Raw genomic sequence first — 18,451 nt, 5'->3', positions numbered from 1 at the left:
AAAGGGGTGGCCCCATGTCCGACGACGGACCGAACCGCACCGCCATGAACCGCAGATCCTTCACGCTGGGCGTCGTCGGCGCCACGGCCACCGCCGCACTGGGGCCCGTGGCCCTCGGATCCACGGCACAGGCAGCCGACCACACGTCCGAACCCGACCGGCACGGTGCCTTCTTCGAGGAGCAGACCCTCTGGGACTCCGTCGCCGGCCCGTTGGTGAGCTACCACGTCCACGCGCTCGCCGTGCTGCCCGACGACACGGTCCTGGCCGTGACCGAGGGCCGCCACGAGGTGTGCGACGCCGGTCCGCGTGACCTGCTGCTGCGCCGCAGCACCGACGGCGGCCGGACCTGGGAGGCGAGCCGCACCCTGGTCGCCTCCGTCGACGGCGAGTCCTGGGGCAACCCGGCGCTGGTCGTGGACCGCCGGACCCGGGAGGTCTTCCTCTTCTACATGCTCTCGCTCCGACTCCCGCAGAACACCTCCTGCTCGGGCGACTCCGGCGAGCTCTCTGTGATCTCCAGCCGGGACAGCGGCCGGACCTGGGGCGAACCACGCAGCCTGGCGGGCCTGTTCGACGGCTTCCCCTACAACTGGGCGCTGCACGGCCCCGGTCCGGGCCACGGAATCCAGCTGCGCTCCGGCCGTCTGCTGCTCAACTGCCTGCACCGCAGGGTGATCGTCGGCAACACGGTGGCCCAGCGGTACTACGGCGTCGCGCCGATCTGCAGCGACGACCACGGCGCCACCTGGCAGGCGGCCGGCGAGGTGCCCGTACAGGTCGCGTACCCCGTCAACGAGGCGCGGACGGTGCAGCGCTCCGACGGCACCGTGCTCGTCAACGGCCGCTTCGCGTCGGGCGGTGAGAACCAGCGCATCGTCTCCGTCAGCACCGACGACGGCACGACCTGGTCGCAGCCGGCGCTCGACGGCAGCACCGGATCGTTCAACGCGGTGGACGCAGGCCTGCTGCGCTACACCGGCGGCCCGGGCAGCCGGCAGCCCGGGCGGGTACTGTTCAGCCGTCCCGACTCGCCCGTCAGGTACAACATGACGGTCGCGGTCAGCTACGACGAGGGCTTCTCGTACCGGTACCAGCGGGTCGTCAACGAGAACCGCTCGTTCTACTCGGATCTCGCCCGGCTGTCCGACGGCACGATCGTGCTGCTCTACGGCTGCGACGGTGACATGGCGGGTGTCCCGCAGCGGGTCGACGTCTGCTGTTTCTCGCTCGACTGGCTGACCCGGGGCCGCGACAGCCTTCGCCGCGGCCCCCACTACCGGGAGTCCGTCATCCCGTTGGCCGAAGCGGACCGCGAGGTCACCGGCGGCACCGTGCAGACCGTCACGGATCCCCTCGCGCGCGGTGGCGAGCGGCTGGTCCTCACCCCCGAACGGGTCGGCGACGCCGTGGAGTTCGCCTTCCGGGCGCCGCGCACCGGCGACTACGAGCTGCTCCTGCGCCACTACCGCTCGGCGGACGGCGCCCTGGCCACCGTCACGGCGGACGGCACCGGGCTCCCCGCCCACGCCATCGACACCACGGCGCAGACGGCCGACGGCTTCGACCTGGCCCACCTCGGGACCACCCGGCTGCGCGCCGGACGGCACACCCTGCGCTGCGCGGTGACGGCACCCGGCCGGGGCGGCGGCACCCGGCTCGGCCTGGACTCGCTCAGCCTGATCGAGGCGCCGGGCTCCGCCGACGTACGCGCCGAGGTGGTCGTGGACAACGACCGGCTGGGCTTCGCCGTCGTCAGCGGCAGCTGGCCGACCGCGACGGCGGACCCCGGCTTCTGGTCGGGGAACTACCGTACGGCGCCCGCCGGTTCGGGCGAGCGAAAGGTGCGGTGGCAGCCGGCGGTGCCCCAGGACGGTGTGTACGAGATCCAGACGTCCTACCCCCCGGCCGCCGACCGGGCGAGCAACGCCCCGTACAGCGTCGTCCACGCGGACGGCACCACCACGACCGTACGCATCGACCAGCGGGTCGCGGGCACCACCGATCCGCGCGGCGGCACCTGGGTCCCGCTCGGCGAGTTCCGGCTCCAGGCGGGCCTCGGCACGTCGGTCGAACTGACCAACGACGCCGACGGCGTGGTGGCGGCGGACGCGATCCGCCTGCTGGGCCCGCAGGGCTGACCCCCCCCCGGGGGGGGAGTGGGCCCCGGGTGCTCCGCGGGACTGCGGCTCGCCTGATGATCGGCTCTGCTTCGTGGCGACGCCCGTGCCGGGCGCGTGGTGTAGCCCGCTGCACCACGGACCCGGGAGTGGGCTTCCTCGTGCCGGAGAGCGGACGCCGGAATCGTGGATGCGGGAGATCGGCCGAGGTCGCAACGGACCGCCGATCGGATCAGCCCCTCGCATCCGCCTACCGAAGGACAGTTCCATGCACCCGCTCGCCCGTGTGAAGGCGTTCGTCTCCGATCTGCTGCTGTGGTCGTGCTTCGTCGGTGGACTCGCCGCGAGTTCCGCTTCCGGTGCCGTCCTCGACGGCACCCGGAAGGACCTCGCCACCTGCGTCGGCATCGGCGTCTCGCTCCTGACGGGGTCGCGCATCGCGAAGAAGCCGAAGATCAAGGCGTTCCTGGCGCGGCGGGGCACGCTCTGGTTCCTCTTCCTCTTCAACGGGGCCACCGCCGTCGCCATGTACGTCGCCATGGACGGGGTGAAGGGGATCATGGGCGCCGCGTTCATGGGCCTGGTCTCCCTGGGCGCTGCAGGCGGCCTGGTCGCGAGCTACCGCGGCCCGAAGCGGTCCCGTCCCGAGGCGGCCGACCAGCCCTGGTCCTGACCGACAGCACGACCGGCGGCACGCCCCACGGCAGGGGTGGCCGTCCGTCCCGGTGTGACGCCGACCCGAAGGGACCGCCCGCATGCGGGCGGTCCCTTCGGGCTGTCCGTGGGCCCGGAGCGGCGGGGCAGCGGTGGCTCCGGTGCGCGGACGGGTTGGTGTAGCCGGCTACACCCCGGATGCGGGAGGGCGCTCCCTCGTGCGCCCCGGCGGCCCGCGAAAGGCTGGAGCACAGCGGCGGACGCCTCTCCGGGCCGGCCCTGAACAGGGCGGATCTCCCATGGGGGACTCCTCGTCGTCGCGCCCTCCCCGAACCGCTGATGTGGAGGCCTGTCCCGCCATGGCAACTGTCCTTTATCACCTGGGCCGTGCGGCCTTCCGATGGCGATGGTTCGTGACCGTCCTGTGGGTCGCGGTCCTGGGCGCCGTGGGATTCGCCGCCTCCAAGGCGCCCGCGGCCGCCGACGAGGGCTTCACGATGCCCGGGATCGAGTCCCAGAAGGCGTTCGACCTGCTGGAGCAGCGCTTCCCGGGAACGGCGGCCGACGGGGCGAGCGCCCGGATCGTCTTCATCGCCCCGAGCGGCGAGAAGGTCACCGCCACCGCCCACCGGAAGGCCGTCGAGAAGCTCGTCGACGAGGCCGCCGAGGGGACCCAGGTGGCCACCGCCGTCGATCCCTTCAGGGCGAAGGCGGTCAGCGAGGACGGCCGCACCGCGTACGCGACTGTCTCCTTCACGGCCAAGGCCGACGACCTCACCGACGCCAGCAAGCAGCACCTGGAGCGAGCCGTCGACCAGGCCAGGGACGCCGGTCTGACCGTCGAGGTCGGCGGCGACGCGCTCGCGACACAGCCCGCGGCGGGCGGCAACGCCGAGGCGATCGGCATCGCGGTCGCCGCCCTCGTCCTGCTGGTCACGTTCGGCTCGCTGGCGGCCGCCGGCCTGCCCCTGATCGCCGCGGTCATCGGCGTCGCCGCCAGCATGACCGGCATCATGGCCCTGTCCCGGACCTTCGGCCTGTCGGAGAACACCGGCACCCTCGCCACCATGCTCGGCCTGGCCTGCGGTATCGACTACGCCCTGTTCGTCGTCTCCCGCTACCGAGAGGAACGCGCCAAGGGCCACGATCCGCGGCAGGCCGTGGGCCTGGCCGTCGGCACGGCGGGCTCCGCGGTCGTCTTCGCCGGCCTCACCGTCGTCATCGCCCTGGCCGGTCTCTCGGTCGTCGGCATCCCGATGCTCACCAAGATGGGCCTGGCCGCCGCCGGCGCGGTGCTCGTCTCGGTGCTGATCTGCCTGACCCTGGTCCCGGCGATCCTCGGCTTCTGGCCGAACGCGGTGCTCGCGCGCGGCGCCCGCCGCAACTCCCGGCGCCACCGCAGGAAGCAGCTGAAGACCGAGAACGGCGGCTCGCGGTGGGCCAGGATCGTCGTACGGCTGCCGCTGCCCGTGCTCCTGCTCGGCGTGGTCGGCCTGGGGGCGGTCGCCACCCCCGTCCTCGACCTCCGGCTGGGCATGCCCGGTGACGAGGCCAAGCCCACCTCCACCACCGAACGGCGCGCCTACGACGCGCTCGCCGAGGGCTTCGGCCCCGGCTTCAACGGGCCCCTGACCATCGTGGTCGACGCGAAGGGGGCCGACGACGCCAAGTCCGCCGTGGCGGCGGTCGCGAAGGACATCGGCGCCACCGAGGGCGTCGTCTCCGTGTCGCGGGCCCGCTTCAACAAGGCGGGGGACACCGCGGTGTTCGCGGCCACCCCGGCCACCAGCCCGACCGACGAGAAGACCAAGGACCTGGTCAAGGCCATCCGCGGCGAACGACCCGGCCTCGAACGGGACGCCGGGGTGTCCTACGAGGTCACCGGCAAGACCGCGCTGGACATCGACGTCGCGCAGAAGGTGCAGGACTCGCTGATCCCGTACCTCGCGGTGGTGGTCGGCCTCGCCGTCGTGCTCCTGCTGCTGGTGTTCCGCTCCCTGCTGGTGCCGCTCAAGGCCGCCTTCGGCTTCCTGCTCTCCGTCCTCGCGGCCCTCGGCGCCGTCGTCGCGGTGTTCCAGCAGGGACACGGCGCCTCGCTGCTGGGCGTGGAGTCCACCGGTCCGATCATGAGCATGATGCCGATCTTCCTGGTGGGCATCGTCTTCGGACTGGCGATGGACTACGAGGTCTTCCTGGTCTCGCGGATGCGGGAGGCGTACGTCCACGGCGAGGAGCCCCGGCAGGCCGTCGTCTCCGGCTTCCGGCACAGTGCCCGGGTGGTGGTGGCCGCCGCGCTGATCATGACGGCGGTGTTCTCCGGCTTCATCGGCGCCGGCGAGTCGATGATCAAGATGATCGGTTTCGGGCTCGCCATCGCGGTCCTCTTCGACGCCTTCGTCGTCCGGATGGCCGTCGTGCCGGCCATCCTCGCCCTGCTCGGCCACAAGGCCTGGTACCTGCCGAAGTGGCTGGCCCGGCTGCTGCCGGACATCGACGTGGAGGGCGAGAAGCTGAGCCGCAAGGTGCCCGCCCCGAACGCCCCGAACGCCCCGGACACCTCGAACGCTTCGACGGCCTCGGCCGCTCCGGCCGGGCCTGCGGCGGAGGAGCCGCAGGCGTCGGAGCCCGCCGCGACGCACTGAGGCGAAAGGGGATGAAAGGGGGCGAAAGGAGGGGGGCCGCCCGACCGGGGCGGCCCCTCCCGCTGCGTCTCGCTGCGTTCCGCTCACGCCTGTGGCGTGTGGGCCAGGTAGGCGAGGACCGCCAGCACCCGGCGGTGGCCGCTGTCACTCGGCGGCAGGTTGAGCTTGAGGAACACGTTGCCGATGTGCTTGTGCACCGCGCGCTCGGTGACCACGAGCGTCGCGGCGATGGTCGCGTTGTCGTGGCCCTCGGCCATCAGCCCCAGCACCTCGCGCTCGCGCGGCGTGAGCGAGTCGATCGGCGAGTCCTTGCGGCGGGCGAGGAGTTCGGTGACGACCTCGGGGTCCAGCGCGGTTCCGCCGACGGCCACCCGCTCCAGCGCGTCGAGGAACTCGTCGACCCGGCCGACCCGGTCCTTGAGCAGATACCCGATCCCGCTGGTCCCGCCGCCCAGCAGCTCACTGGCGTACGACTCCTCGACGTACTGCGAGAGCACCAGGACCGGCAGCCCGGGCAGGCGTTCCCGGGCCTCCAGCGCGGCCCGCAGTCCCTCGTCGCGGAAGCCCGGGGGCATCCGCACGTCGAGGACGGCCACGTCCGGCCGGTGCTCCAGGAGAGCGGGCATGATCTCGGGCCCGCTCCCGGCGACGGCCACGACCTCGTGCCCGGCCGAGGTCAGCAGGAGGACCAGTCCCTCCCGCAGGAGGGCGTTGTCCTCGGCGATCACCACACGCACGGCAACTCCACTTCGATCACGGTCGGTCCCCCGACCGGGCTGGACACTTCCATCGTTCCGTCGAGCGCGGCGACCCGCCGCCGCATACCGAGCAGCCCGGAGCCGCCGGCCTCGTCGGCGCCGCCGCACCCCTCGTCCCGTATCCGCACCCTGAGGCCGCGGCGGACCCGGACCAGCCGGACCTCGGCACGGGAGACCCCGCTGTACTTGGCGACGTTGGTCAGCGACTCGGCCACCGCGAAGTAGGCGGCCGCCTCCACCGCCGCGGGCGCCCGGACCCCCTGGTCCAGGCCGCCGTCGTCCACGGTCACCTCGAGGCCGCTGCCCGCCGCCAGCGCCCGCACCGCGCCGGCGAGGCCGCGGTCGCTGAGGATCGGCGGATGGATGCCGCGGACGACCTGCCGCAGTTCCGTCAGTGCCTTCTCGGCCTGTTCCTGGGCCTCGTCGAGGAGCCGCCGGCCGGTCTCGGGATCACCGCCGTAGGCGCGCCGGGCCAGTCCGATGCGCATGGAGAGGGCCACCAGCTGCGCCTGCGCGCCGTCGTGCAGGTCCCGCTCGATGCGGCGCAGTTCCGCCTCGTGCGCGGCGATGGCGTCGGCGCGGGTCGCGGCCAGTTCCTCGACCCGGGCCGTGAGCTGCGCCTGCGGGGACGGCTTGAGCAGCGCGGTCGACCAGTCGGCCTCCAGGTCCGCGAGCCGCACGATCAGCGGCAGGACGACGGCCTCGCGGCGCAGCAGCCCGCACCACAGGCCGTCGACGACCAGCCCCAGCGGCCACAGCGGCAGGGCGAGGGCGAGCAGCGCGCCGTAGAACCAGTACGCGACCATCCAGCGCGCGTCGGTCCGGGTGCCGGGATCCCGTACGGCCGTGACGATCCGCTCGCGCATCGTCCCGGTCAGCGGCCGGTACACCTCGGGGATCTTCACCCCGGTCCAGGCGGCGGTCAGGCTCCGCTTGGCCCCCGCGATCCGCCGGATCAGCAGCACCGTCTCGGGCAGCAGCCAGGCACCGACGACCGCCAGCGTGCCGATCGCGGTGATCAGCAGGACGGTGACGAAGATCCACATTCCGAACGCCATCGCGGCGGCCAGGAAGAGATGGGCCGTGGCCCACCCGGCACGCCGCATCGATTTCCACATGGGGCGAAACTAGACGTTTTGCTTGACTCACGCAAGTTCCTGACCCTTCGGTGACGGTGTCCACGCGGCCGTCCGTGACCGCTGGCCCACCCCCGGGACGCACCCGGTCGCCGGCCGCCCGGCTGGATGTGCGGACCCGGCGGACCGTATCTCGCGAGCGGTGCGAGGATGACGGCTGACGGCGCGGGCCGATCGGTCGCGCGCCGTCGTCAGCGGCCGGGCCTGGGGAAGGGATCGCGGATGGAGCCGCCACGGGGCGACACGGCGGTCTGTGCGGGACCCGCGCGGCCGGCGGGCCGGCCGCGCGCGACCTCACGGGCCGCGCTCGAACGGCTGGGCTTCGAGCTGTTCGCCGAACGCGGCTTCGACGACACCACGGTCGACGACATCGCCGCCGCGGCGGGCATCGGCCGGCGCACCTTCTTCCGCTACTTCGCCTCCAAGAACGACCTCGTGTGGGGTGACTTCGAGGAACAGCTGACCAGGCTCGACGCGCTGCTGACGGCGGCCGACCCGGAGACGCCGATGATGGACGCGCTGCGTGCGGCGGTCGTCGCGTTCAACCGGTTCGACCCCGCGGAGGTGCCCTGGCACCGGCAGCGCATGGCCCTCATCCTGCGCGTGCCGACGCTCCAGGCGGACTCGGCCGTCCGCTACGCGTCGTGGCGGGCCCTCGTCACGGGGTTCGCCGCCCGGCGCCTGCGGCGCCCCGCCTCCGACCTGCTGCCGCGGGTGATCGGCAGCACCGTCCTGGCGGCGTGCGTCGCGGCGTACGAGCAGTGGCTGGCCGAGGAGGCCGCCGACCTGGGCGAACTGCTGGACCTGGCCGTGCGGCAACTCGCGGACGGGTACCGGGACCTGCCCGGGTAGCCGCATCCGCCGCAGGGCGTCGGTCAGGGCAGGCCCCGCCGCACCGCGTCGGCGACGACCTCGCCGATGAGGACGGCGGTGGCGGCCGGGCCCCTGAGCGGCGGCGTCGGCAGGATGGACGTGTCCGCGACGCGCAGACCGGCGACTCCGTGCACCCTGCCGTAGGCGTCGACGGCGGCCCGGGGATCCTCGGCGGGGCCCATCGGAACCGTGCCGCAGGTGTGGTGGGACGTGCCGAGGTGCCCGAGGATCCACTCGTCGAGCAGGCGGTCGTCGCCCAGCACCTCCGCCACCGGCTCCACGAGCCCCGCGGAGACCTCCGCGAACTCGGTCGTAGCGACCAACTCGGCCGTGACACGGACCACTTCGCGCATCCGCTGCCGGTCCGCCGCCGTCGACAGGTACCCGTAGTCGAAGCCCGGGGGCGTCGCGGGATCGGCGGAGCGGGTGCGCATCCGGCCCGTCAGCCGCGGGGTCTGGACGGAGACGAGGAACGCGAGCGGGGCGCCGGGCACGGACACCCTGCCGCCGGTCAGGCCGGCCGGCGGGACGAGGGACTGCAGGATCTCCAGGTCGCCCGGGTGCGCCCCGTCCGACGAGGAGAGGTGCAGCGCGCCGCCGAGCCAGGAACCGACGGGCTCCGGCAGCGGCCGCCGGGGTGCCCACTCCAGCACCAGCTGCGGATGGTCGCCGAACCGCGCTCCGACGGCCGGCGCGTCCCTGACCACGGGGATGCCGAGGGACTCCAGGAGGCGGCGCGGCCCGACGCCCGACAGGTGCAACAGGTGCGGGGAGCGCAACGCCCCTGCACAGAGCACCACTTCACCGCCGTACACCGTGCTGCGGCGTCCGTCCCGCTCGACCACCACACCGGTCGCGCGACCGCGCTCGACGACGACCCTGAGGACCGTACTGCCCCCCTCCACACGGAGGTTGGGGCGCCCGGACGCGGCCGCCAGACAGCCGATGCCCGTGTTGAGACGCACTCCGTCCACGACGTTGCACGGCACCGGGCCGAAACCCGGCGCGTCCTGGGCGTTCTTGTCCGGCTCCGCCGGGAAGCCCAGCCGTCGGGCCGCCGCCCTGAACGCCACGGCGGCGGGATGGCCGAGCCCGGTGCGCCGGACGCGTACCTGCCCTCGGTCGCCGTGCAGCTCACCGCCGCCCCGGTCGAGGTCGTTCTCCAGCGCGCGGAGGAACGGCAGTGTCCGGTCGTAGGACCAGACCGGCCCGGCCGCGGCCGACCAGCGGTCGAAGTCCGCCCGCCGGGCCCGGACGAAGTACCCGCCGTTGACGGTCGTCGAGCCGCCGAGGACGCGTCCCCGTACGACCGTGTACGGGCGCCGAGGAGTGAGGTGGACCGCGTACGGCTGGACGGCGGGGTGTCCGGGCTGTGCGCCGGGCACGAGCCGGGCGTCCAGCAACTCCGGTGCGAACGCCGCCGGACGGGACGGTACCGGGCCGGCCTCCAGCAGCAGCACCGTACGGCCGGGATCCTCGCTGAGCCGCGCCGCGAGCACGGCACCGCTGCCGCCGGCCCCGACGACCACGACGTCGGGGCGTCTCATCCGCGCGCGTCCCATACCGGGCGGGAACGGCACGGCGTCAAGTACCCCGATGGCGCGGTGAGGTTCATCAGCGTCCCCTTCGAAGCTCCGTGCCGTCCGGCGTCTTCACTTTCGGCACCCGGTGTCATTATTCTCCGACTGTCCGATGGGAGCGCTGCCCAGGGAGAGTCACATGAACGGACCGCACGCCACCCCGCCCGTCCCGGCCACCGAGATCCCGGACGAGGGCACCCCGGCCGAGGAAGCGCTGATCGAGGCCGACGAACTGATCGAGGAGGTCTCCATCGACGGCATGTGCGGCGTCTACTAGGCGCCGCCGTATGACCGCCATGGACCTCGACCGCGCCTGGGACCTGCATCCGCAGGTCTCGGTGCGGCCCGAACCCTTCGGTGCGCTGCTGTACCACTTCGGCACCCGCAAGCTGTCGTTCCTCAAGGACCGGCGGCTGCTGGCCGTGGTCCAGGCCCTCGCGGAGGCGCCCACGGCCCGTGCCGCCTTCCTGGCCGCGGGCCTCACGGAGAACGAACTGCCCCGCTACGGCCGGGCCCTCGCCGTACTCGCGCAGTCGTCGATGGTCGTCGGGAGGACCTCATGACCGCCACGCCTACGTCCACGCCCACGTCCTCGTCCCCGTCCCGGCTGGTCGACCTGTTCGAGCTCGGGCTCGACGCACCGATCTGCCTCACCTGGGAACTCACCTACGCCTGCAACCTCGCCTGCGCCCACTGCCTGTCCAGCTCCGGCCGCCGCGACCCGCGTGAGCTGAGCACCGCCGAGGCCGAGGCCGTGATCGACGAACTGGAGGCCATGCAGGTCTTCTACGTCAACATCGGCGGCGGCGAGCCCACGGTCCGCCCCGACTTCTGGGAGCTCCTGGACTACGCCACCGCCCATCACGTGGGCGTGAAGTTCTCCACCAACGGCGTCCGGATCACCCCCGAAGCCGCCGAGCGCCTCGCCCGCAACGACTACGTGGACGTCCAGATCTCGCTCGACGGCGCGACCGCCGACGTCAACGACGCGGTGCGCGGCCCCGGTTCGTACAGCACGGCGGTCCGGGCGCTGGAGCGTCTCGCCGCGGCCGGCATGAAGAACTTCAAGATCTCCGTGGTCTGCACCCGGCACAACATCCCGCAACTGGACGCCTTCAAGGCACTCGCCGACCGTTACGGCGCCCAGCTGCGCCTGACCCGGCTGCGCCCCTCCGGACGCGGCGCCGACGTCTGGGACGACCTTCACCCGACCGCCGCACAGCAACGCGAGCTGTACGACTGGCTGCTGGCCCACGGCGAGAACGTGCTGACCGGCGACTCCTTCTTCCACCTCTCCGCCTACGGCCAGGCACTGCCGGGCCTCAACCTGTGCGGAGCCGGCCGCGTCGTCTGCCTGATCGACCCGGTCGGCGACGTCTACGCCTGCCCGTTCGCCATCCATGACGAGTTCCTGGCCGGCAACGTCCGCGAGCCCGGCGGCTTTCGCGGCGTGTGGCGCGACTCGGAGCTGTTCCGGCGGCTGCGGACACCCCAGCACGGCGGTGCCTGCGCCTCCTGCGCGTTCTACGACACCTGCAAGGGCGGCTGCATGGCGGCGAAGTTCTTCACCGGGCTCCCGCTGGACGGACCGGACCCCGAGTGCGTGCAGGGGTACGGCGCGGAACGGCTCGCCCGGCGGGACACGGCCCGGCTGCCCAAGCCGTCCGGCGACCACTCGCGGCGCCCCGTGGACCTGGTCCTCACCCGCCGCCCTCCGGTGAGCGAGTGCGCCGAGAGCCCCCTGGCCGGGCTGGATCCGACACCCACCGGAAAGGGCGGGACACATGCCTAGGAACCCCTGGTTCGAGTCGGTCGCCGAGGCCCGCCGCCGGGCGAGACGGCGGCTGCCCGGCTCGGTCTACGGCGCGCTCGTCGCGGGCTCGGAGCGCGGCCGCACGATCGACGCCAACACGGATGCCTTCGCCGAACTGGGCTTCGCGCCGCGCGTCGTCGGCCACCACGCGGAGCGCGACCTGTCCACGACGGTCCTCGGCGTGCCCACCGCGCTGCCCGTGCTCATCTCACCGACCGGAGTGCAGGCGGTCGACCCGGACGGGGAGGTGGCCGTGGCCCGGGCCGCCGCGAACCGAGGCGTGATCATGGGGCTCAGCTCGTTCGCCAGCAAGCCCGTGGAGGAGGTGGCCGCGGCCCAGCCCGACTTCTTCTTCCAGCTGTACTGGAGCGGCACCCGCGACACCATGGTGCGGCGCATGGACCGGGCCAGGGCCGCCGGCGCCAAGGCGCTCATCGTCACCCTCGACTGGTCGTTCTCGCACGGCCGCGACTGGGGCAGCCCCGCCATCCCGGACAGGCTCGACCTCAGGACCATGCTGAGGTTCGCCCCCGACGTCCTGCCCCGGCCCGGATGGCTGTGGCGGTACGCCAGGTCGGGCCGCGTCCCCGACCTCACCGTCCCCAACCTGACCGCCCCCGGCGGCGAGGCACCCACCTTCTTCGGCGCCTACGGCGAGTGGATGCAGACGCCGCCGCCCTCCTGGGAGGACCTCGCATGGCTGCGTCAGGAGTGGGGCGGCCCCTTCCTCCTCAAGGGCGTCTGTCGCGTGGACGACGCCAGGCGGGCGGTCGACGCCGGCGTCTCGGCCCTGTCCGTGTCCAACCACGGCGGCAACAACCTGGACACCACCCCGGCCACCATCCGGCTGCTCCCCGCCATCGCGGAAGCCGTCGGCGATCAGATCGAGGTCCTGCTGGACGGCGGGATTCGGCGCGGCGGCGACGTGGCGAAGGCACTCGCCCTCGGCGCCCGCGCCGTCCTGATCGGCCGCGCCTGTCTGTGGGGCCTCGCCGCGAACGGGCAGGCCGGCGTCGAGAACGTGCTGGACATCATGCGCGGCGGACTGGACTCGGCCGTCCTCGGCCTCGGCCACGCTTCCGTGCACGAACTGGCCCCCGACGACCTGGCGGTACCGCCCGGCTTCCGGCTGACCCTGGGCGGCGGCGCGGACCTGACCCCGGCGCCCGCGGCGACCGACACCGCCCCTGCGCCCACGGCTGCCAATCCTGAGCCGACGGCTGCCGACGCCGGGTCCACGGCCGCCTGACCATGTCCGAGGACTCCGTGCCGCCCGTCCTGGCCGACGCCGTCTGGCCGGCCGTGCCCTCCGGGGCGCTCGTCCTGGTCCCGGTCGGGTCCACCGAACAGCACGGTCCGCATCTGCCGCTCGACACCGACACCGTCGTCGCCCGCGCCGTCGCCCGGCGCACGGCCGACTCCCTGGGCGACCGACCGCACGGGCCGCCGCTGGTGGCCCCCGCCCTGGCCTACGGCGCGAGCGGCGAACACGCCGGCTTCCCCGGGACCGTCTCGATCGGGCACGAGGCGCTGCGCGCGGTCGTCGTGGAACTGACCCGCTCGCTGTCCCTGTGGGCGGGCCGGATCGTGTTCGTCAACGGCCACGGCGGCAACACGGCCACGCTCGGCGGTGCCCTCGCCCAGCTGCGCACCGAGGGCCACGACGCCGTCTGGACCGCCTGCGAGGTCCCCGGCGGCGACCCGCACGCCGGCCGTACGGAGACCTCCCTGCTGCTGCACCTGGCACCCGAACGCGTCCGCCTGGACGCCGCCGTCGCCGGCGACACCCGCCCCCTGCCCGTTCTCCTGCCGGAACTGATGGCCCGAGGTGTCCGCGCGGTCTCCGCCTCCGGCGTCCTCGGCGACCCGGCCGGCGCCACGGCCGAGGAGGGCGGCCGGGCCATGGCCGCGCTGGTCTCCGCCACGGTCCGCCGCATCACCGCCTGGTCCCCCGACGACCGGGGCCGTCTCACCGAACGCTGACGTCGTCCCCTGCTGCGAAAGGTGCCCGCCGATGACGCTTCCCCTCGGCTTCGTCGTCCGGTTCGACCGGCACACCCGGGTGGTCGACGGCGGCCGGGCGCTGCTCGGCGGGTATCCGACCCGGCTGCTCAAGCTGACCCCGCGGCCGCGGCGGCTGTTCACCGGTCGGGTGCTGGTCGTACGGGACGCGGCGGGCGCGCTGCTCGCGGACCGCTTGCTGGAGACGGGCATGGCACATCCCGTCGTCGGCTCGCTGCCGGCGCCGGCGGACCCCCGGTACACGGTCGTCGTGCCGGTCCGCGACCGCCCGCGCCAACTCGACCGCCTGCTGCGGAGCATCGGGCCCGGCCGCCCGGTGATCGTGGTCGACGACGCCTCCCGGCAGCCGGCCGCCGTGGCCGCCGTGGTGGCACAGCACGGTGCCCGGCTGGTCGCCCTCGCCGCCAACCTCGGGCCCGCCGGGGCGCGCAACGCCGGACTGCGCCTGGTCACCACGCCGTACGTGGTCTTCGCCGACTCCGACATCGTGCTGGACCCCGACACGGTCCCCACCCTGCTCCGGCACTTCGCCGACCCCCGGGTCGCGATGGCCGTACCCCGCATCACCGGGCTGTCCGCCCCGGCCACGACCTGGGTCGAACGGTACGAGAACTCGCGGTCCTCGCTCGACCTCGGCGCGCATCCGGCCCCGGTACGGCCCGGCACTCCCGTCTCCTGGGCCTCCTCCGCCTGCGTGGTGGCCCGGACCGACGCGCTGGGGGAGGGTTTCGACGCGGGCATGCGGGTCGGGGAGGACGTCGACCTGTGCTGGCGGCTGGTGGCGGCGGGGCGCCGGGTGCGGTACGAACCCGCCGTCCGGGCGGCCCACGAGCACCGGGTGCGGCTCGCGGACTGGCTGCTGCGCAAGGCCGTCTACGGCACCGGGGCGCAGCCCCTCGCCGAACGGCACCCCGAGTCCGTCGCACCCGTGGTGTTCGCCCCGTGGAGCACGGCGCTGGCCGCCGCGCTGCTCGCCGGACGGCGCTGGTCGGCACCGGCCGCCGCGGCCGTCCTCGGGATCGTCACCGTGCGCATCGCCCGCAAACTCGACGGCACCGAGCACCCCTACCGGCTGGCCGTGCGGCTCACCGGCAACGGAACCCTCGCCACCCTCTCGCAGACCGCCGCGCTGCTGACCCGCCACTGGTGGCCGCTGACGGCCGTCGGCTGCGTGCTCTCCGGCCGGGTGCGCCGCGCCACCGCGGTCGCCGCGCTGGCCGACATCGCCCTTGAATACCGTCGGGATCAAGCCACCCTCGACCCGGTGCGCTACGGCCTCGCCCGCCGCCTGGACGACCTCGCCTACGGGTCCGGCGTCTGGTTCGCCGCCCTCCGGGCCCGTTCCGGCGCCGCGCTGCGGCCCCGCATCACCCGCTGAGACGGCCCAGTCCCGGTCAGCGGAAAGCGCCCGGCCCCCGCCCGTCCCCTGCCCCGACACTGGGTCGTCCCGCCGCCGGCGCCACGCCGCGCGGGCGATGGACCAGTCACCAGGAGGTGGGCGGAGTGACGCATGAAGTGGTCGGCCGTGTCGAGGAGTCGGGTCCGGAACTGGCCGCGCTCGCCGACGAGAACGAGTCACTGGGCAAGTTGAGCGACCGTACCGTCGAACTGCTGCGTTCCGCCGGTGTCATACGGCTGCTGCAGCCCAAGGAGTACGGCGGTTTCGGCGCGCATCCCCGGGACTTCGCCGAAGCGGTGATGGCGGTCGCGCGGCACGACGGGGCCGCCGGCTGGGTGTGCGGTGTCGTCGGGGTCCACCCGTGGGAGCTGGTCCAGATGGACCCGCGCCTCGCCCACGAGGTGTGGGACGCCGACCCGGACACCTGGATCGCCTCCCCCTACATGCCCAACGGCATCGCCGAACCGGTCGAGGGCGGCTATGTCCTCAGCGGCCGCTGGCCGTTCTCCTCCGGCAGCGACCACTGCCGCTGGGACTTCCTCGGGGCGCTCCTCGGGGACGGCAAGGGCAGGCCCGCGGGTCCGATCACCGTCATGCACGTGGTCCTGCCCCGCGCGGACTACGAGATCATCGACGGCACCTGGGACGTCGTCGGCCTCTCCGGCACCGGCAGCAAGGACGTCGTCGTCGACAAGGCGTTCATCCCCGGGTACCGCACCGTACGGCAGGAGGCCGTCCAGGACGGGGCGGCCGCCGAGGCGATCGGGCTCACCGACACGCTCTACCGGCTGCCGTTCGCCTCGATGTTCCCGCTCGGGATCACCGCGGCCGTCATCGGCATCTGCGAGGGCGCGCTCGCCGTCCACCTCGGCCAGCAGAAGGACCGGGTCGCCGTGACCGGCGTCCAGGTCCGCGACGACCCGTACGTGCTCTACGCGGCCGGGGAGGCCGCCGCCGAGATCGCCGCCTCACGGGTCCAGCTCATCGACGGCATCAGCCGGTTGTACGACAAGGCCGAAGCCGGCCTGCCGATCACCATCGAGGACCGGGCGAACGTACGGCGCAACCAGGTGCGTTGCGCCTGGCGGGCCGTCTCCGCCCTGGACGAGATCTTCGCGCGGTCCGGCGGCAACGCCATCCGGCGCGGCAACCCGATCCAGCGCTACTGGCGGGACGCGCACGTCGGACTGCAGCACATGATCCACGTGCCCGGCACGGCGTACCACGCCAACGCCCTGGCCCAGATGGGGCTCGAACTGCCCGAGGCGATGCGGGTCCTGATATGAGGGACGGCGCGGTCCGTGCCCGGGAGGTGGATGTGATCGAGGGCCGCCGGTTCCGTGACGTCCTGGGCAACTTCCCGACCAGCGTGGTCGCGATCACCACCACGGACGCCGGGGAACGGCCGCACGGGATGATCGTCGGCACCTTCACCTCGGTCTCCCTGGACCCGCCCCTGGTGTCCTTCCTGGCCGACCGCTCCTCCACGACCCTGCGGACCATCAGGGCGGCGGGCCGCTTCTGCGCCAACGCGCTCGCGGGCGACCAGGAGCGGCTCTCCCGGCGGATGGCGGCGGGCCCGGCGGGCGAGCGGTTCACGGACATGACCTGGGAGCCCTCGCCGCTGGGCAGTCCCGTCCTGGACGGGGTCGTGGCCTGGGTGGACTGCGCGGTGGAGCAGGTCGTCGAGATCGGTGACCACCTGCTGGTCGTGGGCCGGGTCCACGACCTGTGCGTCGAGTCGTTGAAGACCCCGCTGCTGTTCTTCCGCGGCGGATACGGCGACTACCTCTCCAGCGCGACGCTGCTGCTGGACAGGCTCGTCGGCTGGGACGAGATCGGCCGGTAGGCACCGGTCGGCAGCAGCCGGCCGGCGGACACCGGCCGGCCCACAAGGGAGCCGCAGTTGAGAAGAGACCTGTATCTGAGACTGGAACGCGTGTCGGCGTGGTGCGGAGTCGTCCTGATGGTGGGCTTCGTCGTCGCCTTCAGCGCGGGCCACCTGCTCACCCCGGTGGACCCGAGGATGAGCCCCGCGGACCTCGTCACGTTCCTGCACGACCACCGCACGGGGATCCTGTGGTGCACCGTGATCATGGTGCTGGCCGTGCCCTTCGAGTACCCCTACGTCGTCGTGACGAGCCTTCAGATGAAGCGTGTCGAGGGCGGCTGGGGTCTGCTGTCCATGATCCAGCTGACCACCGGTGTCGTCGCCCCGCTGGGCTTCTTCTTCCCTCTCGCCATCCTCTGCGCCGCCGCGTACCGGCCGGAGATCCACTCGCCCGACGTCCTGGCCGCGCTGACCGACACCTTCAACCTCATGCTGGTGGGCAACGCGTGCATCTTCGTCCTCCAGGTCTGGTCGATCGGCTACACGGCGTTCATCGACCACCGGGAGAAGCAGGTCTTCCCCAGGTGGTACGGCTGGCTGAGCATCGTGCTGGGCGTGCTCCTCATCCCGGGGGCCTTCGTCTTCGTCACGGACAGCGGGCCGTTCGCCTGGAACGGGGTGCTCGCGAACACGATCCCCTCGCTGACGTACTTCGTCTGGAAGATCGCCACTCCTTATGTGCTGCTCAAGGCGATCAGGTCGGAGGAGCAGGAACTGGCCGGCCAGGCGGAGGCCGAACCGGTGACCGTCTGAGCGCTTGCCTGTGGCCGTACCCCGGCAGGGGGCACGGCCACAGGCATGTCGTCAGACCGAGAGCGCGAACCCGCCCGTCACCCGCAGGGTCTCACCGGTGATGAAGGACGCCTTCGGGGAGACCAGGTACAGCAGTGCCTCGACGATGTCCTGCTCCCGTCCTTCCTGCGGCAGGATCTGCTCCCCGAGGACGCGTTCCGCCTCGGCGGGGGAGAGCTGGGCCCGCACCGCGTCGGTGAAGATCAGGCCCGGCGCGATGGCGTTGACCCGGATGCCGTCGGCGGCGAACTCCCGCGCGAAGGACACCGTCAGACCGCGCACGGCGAGCTTGGACACGCCGTAGATGCTGCGGTTCGCGTAGGCCGCCGAGGAGGAGATGTTGACGATGCAGGCGCCGGCACGGCCCTTCATGGCCTCCCGCGCAGCCATGGTGCAGATGACGGTGCCCATGATGTTGACGTCGACCACGCGCCGGACCTTCGCCAGGCCCAGTTCGGTGAAGGGCTTGTTGTAGGCGGCGTGCAGACCGGCGTTGTTGACCAGGATGTCGAGTCCGCCGTGGCGTGCGGCGATCTCGTCCACCACGGCGCCGACGCCGTCCTCGTCGGCGACGTCGCAGGCGACCCCGGTCGCGCCCCGGCCCCGCGCGGTCAGCTCCCGGGCCGCCTCGGCTGCGGCGTCGCCGTCGATGTCGGCGAGCACGACCTGCGCGCCGAGCGCCGACAGCGCCTCCCCGAAGGCCTTGCCGAAGCCCCGGCCGCCGCCGGTGATCAGGGCGACCTTGCCCTGGTGCGGTGTGGTGTCCGGCAT

Annotated in this window: 17 protein-coding genes; 13 read left to right on the top strand and 4 right to left on the bottom strand. The window is 73.1% G+C overall.

The annotated features are described in order from the left end of the window. Positions 1–14: 14 nt before the first annotated feature. The 3 genes from ACFY6U_RS18180 (at position 15) to ACFY6U_RS18170 (ending at position 5,416) form a co-directional block, all read left to right on the top strand. Positions 15–2,141: an exo-alpha-sialidase gene (locus ACFY6U_RS18180; protein ID WP_390039300.1), complete on the top strand. Its 2,127-nt coding sequence runs from the start codon at positions 15–17 to the stop codon at positions 2,139–2,141. Between the two features lie 247 nt (positions 2,142–2,388). Further along, entirely contained in the window at positions 2,389–2,793 is a 405-nt protein-coding gene (locus ACFY6U_RS18175) for a hypothetical protein (RefSeq protein WP_390039298.1), read from the top strand. A 340-nt stretch (positions 2,794–3,133) separates the two neighbouring features. After that, positions 3,134–5,416: an MMPL family transporter gene (locus ACFY6U_RS18170; RefSeq protein ID WP_390039296.1), complete on the top strand. Its 2,283-nt coding sequence runs from the start codon at positions 3,134–3,136 to the stop codon at positions 5,414–5,416. An 83-nt stretch (positions 5,417–5,499) separates the two neighbouring features. Here the strand turns inward: ACFY6U_RS18170 and ACFY6U_RS18165 are convergent, their stop codons facing one another. Next, positions 5,500–6,153, bottom strand: a complete 654-nt coding sequence (locus ACFY6U_RS18165) for a response regulator (RefSeq protein WP_390039294.1) — start codon at positions 6,151–6,153, stop codon at positions 5,500–5,502. Then, a complete protein-coding gene (locus ACFY6U_RS18160; protein ID WP_390039292.1) occupies positions 6,141–7,292 on the bottom strand; it encodes a histidine kinase in 1,152 nt (383 codons plus the stop codon). The genes ACFY6U_RS18165 and ACFY6U_RS18160 overlap by 13 nt, the downstream gene beginning before the upstream one ends. A gap of 240 nt (positions 7,293–7,532) precedes the next feature. Here ACFY6U_RS18160 and mftR point away from each other — a divergent pair, with 240 nt between their 5' ends. Continuing rightward, positions 7,533–8,162 (top strand): mycofactocin system transcriptional regulator, encoded by a 630-nt coding sequence (gene mftR, locus ACFY6U_RS18155; RefSeq protein WP_351501238.1) that lies wholly within the window; start codon positions 7,533–7,535, stop codon positions 8,160–8,162. Positions 8,163–8,185: 23 nt separating this feature from the next. On the opposite strand, the gene mftG is transcribed toward mftR, so the two are convergent. Next, the gene (gene mftG / locus ACFY6U_RS18150) at positions 8,186–9,730 is read right to left on the bottom strand and encodes a mycofactocin system GMC family oxidoreductase MftG (RefSeq protein ID WP_390039289.1); all 1,545 of its coding nucleotides are present in this window, start codon (positions 9,728–9,730) and stop codon (positions 8,186–8,188) included. 172 nt (positions 9,731–9,902) lie between these two features. Here mftG and mftA point away from each other — a divergent pair, with 172 nt between their 5' ends. The 9 genes from mftA (at position 9,903) to ACFY6U_RS18105 (ending at position 17,641) form a co-directional block, all read left to right on the top strand. Beyond that, entirely contained in the window at positions 9,903–10,040 is a 138-nt protein-coding gene (gene mftA, locus ACFY6U_RS18145; RefSeq protein WP_351501234.1) for a mycofactocin precursor MftA, read from the top strand. A gap of 10 nt (positions 10,041–10,050) precedes the next feature. After that, a complete protein-coding gene (gene mftB, locus ACFY6U_RS18140; protein WP_390039287.1) occupies positions 10,051–10,326 on the top strand; it encodes a mycofactocin biosynthesis chaperone MftB in 276 nt (91 codons plus the stop codon). Next, a complete protein-coding gene (mftC, locus tag ACFY6U_RS18135) occupies positions 10,323–11,555 on the top strand; it encodes a mycofactocin radical SAM maturase (protein ID WP_390039285.1) in 1,233 nt (410 codons plus the stop codon). Before mftB ends, mftC begins: the two co-directional genes overlap by 4 nt. Then, positions 11,548–12,825: a pre-mycofactocin synthase MftD gene (gene mftD / locus ACFY6U_RS18130; RefSeq protein WP_390039283.1), complete on the top strand. Its 1,278-nt coding sequence runs from the start codon at positions 11,548–11,550 to the stop codon at positions 12,823–12,825. The genes mftC and mftD overlap by 8 nt, the downstream gene beginning before the upstream one ends. Before the next feature lie 2 nt (positions 12,826–12,827). Then, positions 12,828–13,559, top strand: coding sequence for a mycofactocin biosynthesis peptidyl-dipeptidase MftE (gene mftE / locus ACFY6U_RS18125; protein ID WP_390039281.1), 732 nt, complete (start codon positions 12,828–12,830; stop codon positions 13,557–13,559). A gap of 31 nt (positions 13,560–13,590) precedes the next feature. Further along, positions 13,591–14,976 (top strand): mycofactocin biosynthesis glycosyltransferase MftF, encoded by a 1,386-nt coding sequence (mftF, locus tag ACFY6U_RS18120; RefSeq protein WP_390039279.1) that lies wholly within the window; start codon positions 13,591–13,593, stop codon positions 14,974–14,976. 125 nt (positions 14,977–15,101) lie between these two features. Continuing rightward, positions 15,102–16,283 (top strand): hydroxylase, encoded by a 1,182-nt coding sequence (locus ACFY6U_RS18115; protein WP_390039277.1) that lies wholly within the window; start codon positions 15,102–15,104, stop codon positions 16,281–16,283. Next, on the top strand, positions 16,280–16,846 hold the full coding sequence (locus ACFY6U_RS18110) for a flavin reductase family protein (protein WP_390039275.1): 567 nt from the start codon (positions 16,280–16,282) through the stop codon (positions 16,844–16,846). Before ACFY6U_RS18115 ends, ACFY6U_RS18110 begins: the two co-directional genes overlap by 4 nt. A 57-nt stretch (positions 16,847–16,903) precedes the next feature. After that, complete coding sequence (locus tag ACFY6U_RS18105; RefSeq protein WP_390039273.1) at positions 16,904–17,641, top strand: hypothetical protein; 738 nt, start codon at positions 16,904–16,906, stop codon at positions 17,639–17,641. 51 nt (positions 17,642–17,692) lie between these two features. Here ACFY6U_RS18105 and ACFY6U_RS18100 read toward each other — a convergent pair whose 3' ends face one another. Further along, complete coding sequence (locus ACFY6U_RS18100) at positions 17,693–18,451, bottom strand: SDR family NAD(P)-dependent oxidoreductase (protein ID WP_390039271.1); 759 nt, start codon at positions 18,449–18,451, stop codon at positions 17,693–17,695.

Source organism: Streptomyces sp. NPDC013157 (genome assembly GCF_042899865.1).
Classification (GTDB): domain Bacteria; phylum Actinomycetota; class Actinomycetes; order Streptomycetales; family Streptomycetaceae; genus Streptomyces.
The sequence above is the reverse complement of the archived record's forward strand: the minus strand, read 5'-3'. Positions and strand labels throughout refer to the sequence as shown.

What these genes read in the sequence shown, in the direction of transcription:
- mftD (WP_390039283.1), top strand. Translation starts at nt 11,548, where the DNA reads ATGCCTAGGAACCCCTGGTTCGAGTCGGTCGCCGAGGCCCGCCGCCGG.
- ACFY6U_RS18110 (WP_390039275.1), top strand. Translation starts at nt 16,280, where the DNA reads ATGAGGGACGGCGCGGTCCGTGCCCGGGAGGTGGATGTGATCGAGGGC.
- ACFY6U_RS18180 (WP_390039300.1), top strand. Translation starts at nt 15, where the DNA reads ATGTCCGACGACGGACCGAACCGCACCGCCATGAACCGCAGATCCTTC.
- ACFY6U_RS18100 (WP_390039271.1), bottom strand. Translation starts at nt 18,451, where the DNA reads ATGCCGGACACCACACCGCACCAGGGCAAGGTCGCCCTGATCACCGGC.
- mftA (WP_351501234.1), top strand. Translation starts at nt 9,903, where the DNA reads ATGAACGGACCGCACGCCACCCCGCCCGTCCCGGCCACCGAGATCCCG.
- ACFY6U_RS18170 (WP_390039296.1), top strand. Translation starts at nt 3,134, where the DNA reads ATGGCAACTGTCCTTTATCACCTGGGCCGTGCGGCCTTCCGATGGCGA.
- ACFY6U_RS18175 (WP_390039298.1), top strand. Translation starts at nt 2,389, where the DNA reads ATGCACCCGCTCGCCCGTGTGAAGGCGTTCGTCTCCGATCTGCTGCTG.
- ACFY6U_RS18160 (WP_390039292.1), bottom strand. Translation starts at nt 7,292, where the DNA reads ATGTGGAAATCGATGCGGCGTGCCGGGTGGGCCACGGCCCATCTCTTC.
- mftE (WP_390039281.1), top strand. Translation starts at nt 12,828, where the DNA reads ATGTCCGAGGACTCCGTGCCGCCCGTCCTGGCCGACGCCGTCTGGCCG.
- mftC (WP_390039285.1), top strand. Translation starts at nt 10,323, where the DNA reads ATGACCGCCACGCCTACGTCCACGCCCACGTCCTCGTCCCCGTCCCGG.
- mftR (WP_351501238.1), top strand. Translation starts at nt 7,533, where the DNA reads ATGGAGCCGCCACGGGGCGACACGGCGGTCTGTGCGGGACCCGCGCGG.
- mftF (WP_390039279.1), top strand. Translation starts at nt 13,591, where the DNA reads ATGACGCTTCCCCTCGGCTTCGTCGTCCGGTTCGACCGGCACACCCGG.
- mftG (WP_390039289.1), bottom strand. Translation starts at nt 9,730, where the DNA reads ATGAGACGCCCCGACGTCGTGGTCGTCGGGGCCGGCGGCAGCGGTGCC.
- mftB (WP_390039287.1), top strand. Translation starts at nt 10,051, where the DNA reads ATGACCGCCATGGACCTCGACCGCGCCTGGGACCTGCATCCGCAGGTC.